Here is a 5,415-nt window from a genome sequence, read left to right as displayed (position 1 = left end):
TCAATCGGCGGATTTACGTAAGCTTCATTCATAATTGAATAAGTGCATAGAGCGGGTTATTAGCTCAGTTGGTAGAGCAGTTGACTTTTAATCAATTGGTCGATGGTTCAAATCCATCATAACCCACCATTCTATGACAGTTTTAATCGGCGGATTTACGCATGCTTTTTACAAAGCAGTTTATATTAGAGCGGGTCATTAGCTCAGTTGGTAGAGCAGTTGACTTTTAATCAATTGGTCGATGGTTCAAATCCATCATGACCCACCACTCTCTAATACTTCCCTTATATTCTTTTTTAAATTCTCACTCTATTTTTTATAAACAGCCTCGCTAGTTTGCTGTTATTTACGTTCATATTCTCGTATAATTCGCCGCAATTAATGCTCCGTAGATAAGTGGTCGAGAACATGAGTCTAGCTCAAACTATTATGCCTGAAGGTTATATTTTCCCTCCTAAGCCAGCACCGTTAACACAAGACGAGCAAGGCGAATATAAAGCGCGTATAAAACAATTACTAAAAGATAAAAATGCAGTACTTGTTGCACATTATTATACCGATCCTGAAATTCAAGCGCTCGCCGAAGAAACTGGCGGTTGCGTTGCTGATTCGCTAGAAATGGCACGTTTTGGCGCACGTCACGATGCAGATATGATCATCGTCGCAGGTGTAAAATTTATGGGCGAAACCGCTAAAATTTTAACACCTAATAAAACAGTGGTTATGCCAACACTTGAGGCGACTTGTTCGTTGGATATTGGTTGCCCTGTAGACGAGTTCTCAGCGTTTTGTGACGAGCACCCTGATCGTAAGGTTGTTGTGTACGCAAACACCTCTACTGCTGTTAAGGCACGTGCAGATTGGATTGTAACGTCATCGTGTGCACTTGAGATTGTTGAGTACCTGGATGAGCAAGGCGAAAAAATTATTTGGGGTCCAGATAAACACCTTGGTAGCTACATTCAAAAAAATACCGGTGCTGATATGCTAATGTGGAATGGTGCATGTATTGTACATGACGAGTTTAAAACAAAAGCCTTAAAGGATATGAAGGCGCTGCATCCAGATGCAGGCGTATTAGTTCACCCTGAGTCACCAGCAGAAATAGTTGCACTTGCCGATTCGGTTGGATCTACGAGCCAATTGATCAAAGCCGCTCAAACAATGGACAATAAGAAGTTTATTGTAGCAACCGATCGCGGCATCTTTTATAAAATGCAGCAACTATGCCCAGATAAAGAGTTTTTTGCGGCTCCTACGGCAGGTGAGGGCGCTTCATGTAAAAGTTGCGCACATTGCCCTTGGATGGCGATGAATGGCTTAAAAGCGATTGAGGAAGCCCTCATAAGCCCTAAAGGTAAAGAAGTATTCGTTGATATGGATTTACGCGAAGGCGCTCTTAAATCACTTAACCGCATGCTTGAATTTACTGCGAGTATGGCTAAGTAATTTTAGAAGTAAAAATGTGGACGGCTAAATCTTGAATTTAGCCGTTTTTTTATACCTCAATATAAGTGATTGCTTGATAAGTAAGCACTTGAAGGATCATATTTAAAAATGCCTTGCACCTCGAGGGTCTATTTCATACTATAGCGCGCTGTTGCATTACACAATTGCAACACAGTGGAGGGATGGCTGAGTGGCTGAAGGCGCACGCCTGGAAAGTGTGTTTAGGTTTATCCCTAACGAGGGTTCGAATCCCTCTCCCTCCACCATTATTCAATATCAGGACGTCTCATGACGTCCTTTTTTGTGCCTGTAATAAAATAAATTCAATGACTTAGCGTATTATGATGTTCTATAGCGTCCTATCCAAGCGCAGGTCTTTAGTATACCTAGTAGTATACCTAGTAGTATACCAAGCAGCACGGCTGTAAATTTAACCTAATAGAATAGGTTGAACTTTGAATTACGCTAATAACTAACGGTGTATTGTAAAAAAAAAGCTGAGCCAGCTGGGGTTTATTTAAATACGAGTTTTGAATTTTCTTTTATACCTATTTTCATTCTTAGAGTTCGGTTATTAATTTAATATGCACTTTTTAATCTCAAAAACTCTTAACGTTATTCTACGCTACTTATAATATGTAGGGCTTTAATTAGTTCGTGTTTTTCTATTGGTTTAGAAATATAACCATCAAATAGCTTTTTGTAGAGCTCTTTTTGTTCAGTAAACACATTGGCTGTGAGCGCAACAATAATCTGTTTATCGTTTATTTCTTTAATTTTTTTACATGCCTCAAAGCCATCCATTTTAGGCATTTGAATATCCATTAGAATTATATCGGGCAATAGCTCTTTATAAAGCTCTATTGCTTCGAGTCCATTATTTGCTATTACAATATTTGCATGTGTTGGTTCAAGCATTGCAGAGGCTACAAGTTGATTAATTTTATTATCTTCGGCGATTAAAATTGTTTTATTTGTAAGATCAGGAAACGCTAAATTTTTTAAATTTATATCCATTGGCTTAATGTCAGCTTGCTTAAGTGGTAAATAAACAAAAAATTTACTACCTGAACCTAGTTTACTGGTTACTTTAATTTCGCCTTTCATTAAATTAATTAGTGATTTAGTGATTGGCAGCCCCAAACCTGTACCGCCATACTCTCTTGTAGTTGATGTTTCTGCTTGTTCAAAGCGTTCGAATAAACGATCAATTACATCTTGTGAAATACCGATTCCTGTGTCCGAAATAACACCGCAGATTTTATTGTCGTCTGTTAATTTAAATTCAACAGTAACACCACCATCGTGTGTAAATTTAATTGCGTTGGAGATTAGGTTTAAAAATATTTGTCTGAGTCTAACTGAATCACCTTCCCAATACTTGTGTTCAATATTAGAAATAAAACGCAGGTAAATATTCTTTTCTTTAGCGGGAATTCCTAAATCTGATTCTAAGTGATTTATTAATTCGTACAGTTCAAAAGGTTTATTTTCAAGTGATAATTTACCTGCTTCTATTTTAGAAAAATCAAGAATGTCGTTAATAATTGTTGTTAAAGAGCGGGTTGAGTAAAGTGCTTTTTTTAAAAATATTTTTGATTTGACGTTAAGTGGTTGCTCTTGTAGTAACTGTAAAGTACCTAATATACCATTCATAGGAGTACGAATTTCGTGACTCATATTTGCTAAAAATTCTGATTTTGCTTTAGAGCTTTGCTCAGCAAGTTCTTTTGCTTGTGCAAGTGCTTCTTCGTGTTTTATTTGTTGCGTTAAATCAAAGGCTATACCTAAAAAGCCAACAACTTGCGCTTTGTTATTCAGTAGAGAAGTAACACTTAAACTAATTTGAATATGCTTGCCGTTTGAATCAACGTACGTCCACTGGTTAACGTCAGGCTCAGTTGGTGTTGCTTTTATTACTAGTGCATTAAAGCCGGGCTCTATGTGTTTATTTAACTCAATGCTTAGTTGTTTTGCTTTTTCTACAATTTCATCTTCCATATGAAAAAGAGCCGGGTTAGTAATGCCAATAACTTCGTTAGCTTTATAGCCTAATAATTTTTCTGCTGCGGGGTTAAACTCAGTTATTAAACCATCCTTGTCTGTGGCAATGATGGAGTAGCTTGCACTGTCTAAAATACTACGTTGTAGAGTACTTATATCGGCTATTTGCTGTGTTCGGAGTTTTACTTCAGTTTCTAAAGTTGAATTTGCGTGTTCAAGTATTTTTTTATGTTTTTTAGCTGTTTCTACTTCTAATTGTATTCTTTGTGCTTTTCTATAAAAGAACAACTGTAAAGCAAATATAAATAACATTGCAAGAATCGTTAAAAACCCTCCATCAACGAGCGCTTTATATTTGTTAGGTAAGTGAAGATTTTCGATAAAAGCATTTGAACCATGCAATGTTATTTTCCAGTCTCTACCCATAATATGAGTTGTACTAGATACAAAAAACTTAGAATTATTACCTTCATCGCCATAGTTAAAAAAAGTAGATTCACTATTGTTGTATAAATCACTAATACTCAAATGATTTTCGTCAACTTGAGACAGTGAATCTAAAATATTATTAATTAACAAGGGTGAGTAGGTCCAACCTATCAAATCTTTTAGGCGCTGTGTTTTATCTTCTGGAACTATAATATTTTTGTACACGGGAATTAAAATTAAAAAGCCTTGCTGCGCTTTTTCATTGGCTTGAACTAAAGTTATGGGAGCTGAAAGCTGGGCACTATTATTCATTGCTGAATATAATGCTGCCTTTCTGCGCATGCTTTCAGATCCAATATCAAGACCGATTGCTTGTAAGTTGTTTTTTTCAGGGAAAATATACTGAATTAAAAAGCGTTCATCGTCATAACTTGAAAGCTCTTTTAGATTAAATGTTTTATCAGGACGTTCATTTTTAGCATTTTCTAAAAATTGTGTTAACTGATTTGAAGGGACTTTTTTAATATAGCCAATGCCATTAGCGCCTGGAAATTCTAACGCATAATTTCGACTGTGAGAGTAATCCGAAATAGCTTGATAGTCTAAATTATCAATACCAATACCATGTATAAACCCTTTTAAACCAAAAAGTCCATATTTATAAAGATCAACTCGGTTACTTATGCCCGTGGTTAAAGTTGTTAATCGATTGTCTAAAGCAGTTGCAATTTTAGAGTCGAGTTCTTGCTGATATTTAATATGCTGAGAATAAGTGAAAATAATACCAATAATAAGAAGAGTAAACTGGAGGGTTACTTGTAGCAAAAATCCTTTATTAGCCCAACGTATCGCAACCATTAATTCATCCTTTTTTATGTTTTTATAGTGGACCATGAATATATTGTAACCAAATTAAATATAGCACTTATTTACAAGGTTACAACTTGGTTTTCTTAATAAAATATATATTTCACAGTGGTTTAAGGTATATATAAGTGAATAGTAATATTTAATTTTGACTATTTCTCCTCTAATAACACTCTATTTAAATAAACAAAGTTACTACAATATTTTATTTAGTCTGCTTATTTTTACTGATAATAAATGCAGAAATATATTTTTATCAGTAAAAAGGATTGTTTTATGCGATTTTTTAGCGTGCTTTTTTAATTTTAGATTGTCAGTTCAAAAATTGCTTTTATCTAATATTAAATATGAGGCTCTCTTAAGTTTAATTATGTTCTATATTTTAAATTAAGATATTTAATAAAAGCCTAGATTCAAATTGTAAGTGCATAACTTGTTTTGGCTAGATTAAATGGTCAGTTGCTCATAAGCTAACTGCTTTTTCTCCGGCAAGAGATTTTACAATGAGACATTACAAACAACTGACCTATGCGCAAAGATGCCAGATCGCCGTTCTAAAGAAAAGCGGTTTTACGCAACAAACTATTGCTGAGCTAACTAATTTATCGCAATCTACGATTTCAAGAGAGCTTTCTAGAAATACAGGTAAGCGAGGTTACAGACACA

At 35.0% G+C, this 5,415-nt stretch carries 3 protein-coding genes and 3 tRNA genes; 5 read left to right on the top strand and 1 reads right to left on the bottom strand.

What is annotated here, in order from left to right; translation table 11 throughout:
- The first annotated feature begins 53 nt into the window (after positions 1-53).
- The 4 genes from L647_RS0110840 to L647_RS0110825 all read left to right on the top strand — a co-directional run bounded on the left by L647_RS0110840 (position 54) and on the right by L647_RS0110825 (position 1,715).
- A tRNA-Lys gene (locus L647_RS0110840) sits at positions 54-129 on the top strand.
- A gap of 63 nt (positions 130-192) precedes the next feature.
- Positions 193-268 (top strand) — tRNA-Lys (locus tag L647_RS0110835).
- A 140-nt stretch (positions 269-408) separates the two neighbouring features.
- Entirely contained in the window at positions 409-1,449 is a 1,041-nt protein-coding gene (nadA, locus tag L647_RS0110830; RefSeq protein WP_024611122.1) for a quinolinate synthase NadA, read from the top strand.
- A 176-nt stretch (positions 1,450-1,625) separates the two neighbouring features.
- A tRNA-Ser gene (locus L647_RS0110825) sits at positions 1,626-1,715 on the top strand.
- A gap of 349 nt (positions 1,716-2,064) precedes the next feature.
- Here L647_RS0110825 and L647_RS0110820 read toward each other — a convergent pair.
- A complete protein-coding gene (locus L647_RS0110820) occupies positions 2,065-4,740 on the bottom strand; it encodes a CHASE domain-containing protein (RefSeq protein ID WP_024611121.1) in 2,676 nt (891 codons plus the stop codon).
- Between the two features lie 512 nt (positions 4,741-5,252).
- Between L647_RS0110820 and L647_RS1000000125295 the strand changes: the two genes are divergently transcribed.
- On the top strand, positions 5,253-5,415 hold a 163-nt coding region (locus L647_RS1000000125295), incomplete at its 3' end, for a helix-turn-helix domain-containing protein (RefSeq protein ID WP_139015434.1).

The organism is Pseudoalteromonas sp. TB64 (assembly GCF_000498095.1).
In the GTDB taxonomy this organism is placed as follows: domain Bacteria; phylum Pseudomonadota; class Gammaproteobacteria; order Enterobacterales; family Alteromonadaceae; genus Pseudoalteromonas.
This window is presented reverse-complemented; position numbering and strand designations above follow the sequence as displayed.

What these genes read in the sequence shown, in the direction of transcription:
- nadA (WP_024611122.1), top strand. Translation starts at nt 409, where the DNA reads ATGAGTCTAGCTCAAACTATTATGCCTGAAGGTTATATTTTCCCTCCT.
- L647_RS0110820 (WP_024611121.1), bottom strand. Translation starts at nt 4,740, where the DNA reads ATGGTTGCGATACGTTGGGCTAATAAAGGATTTTTGCTACAAGTAACC.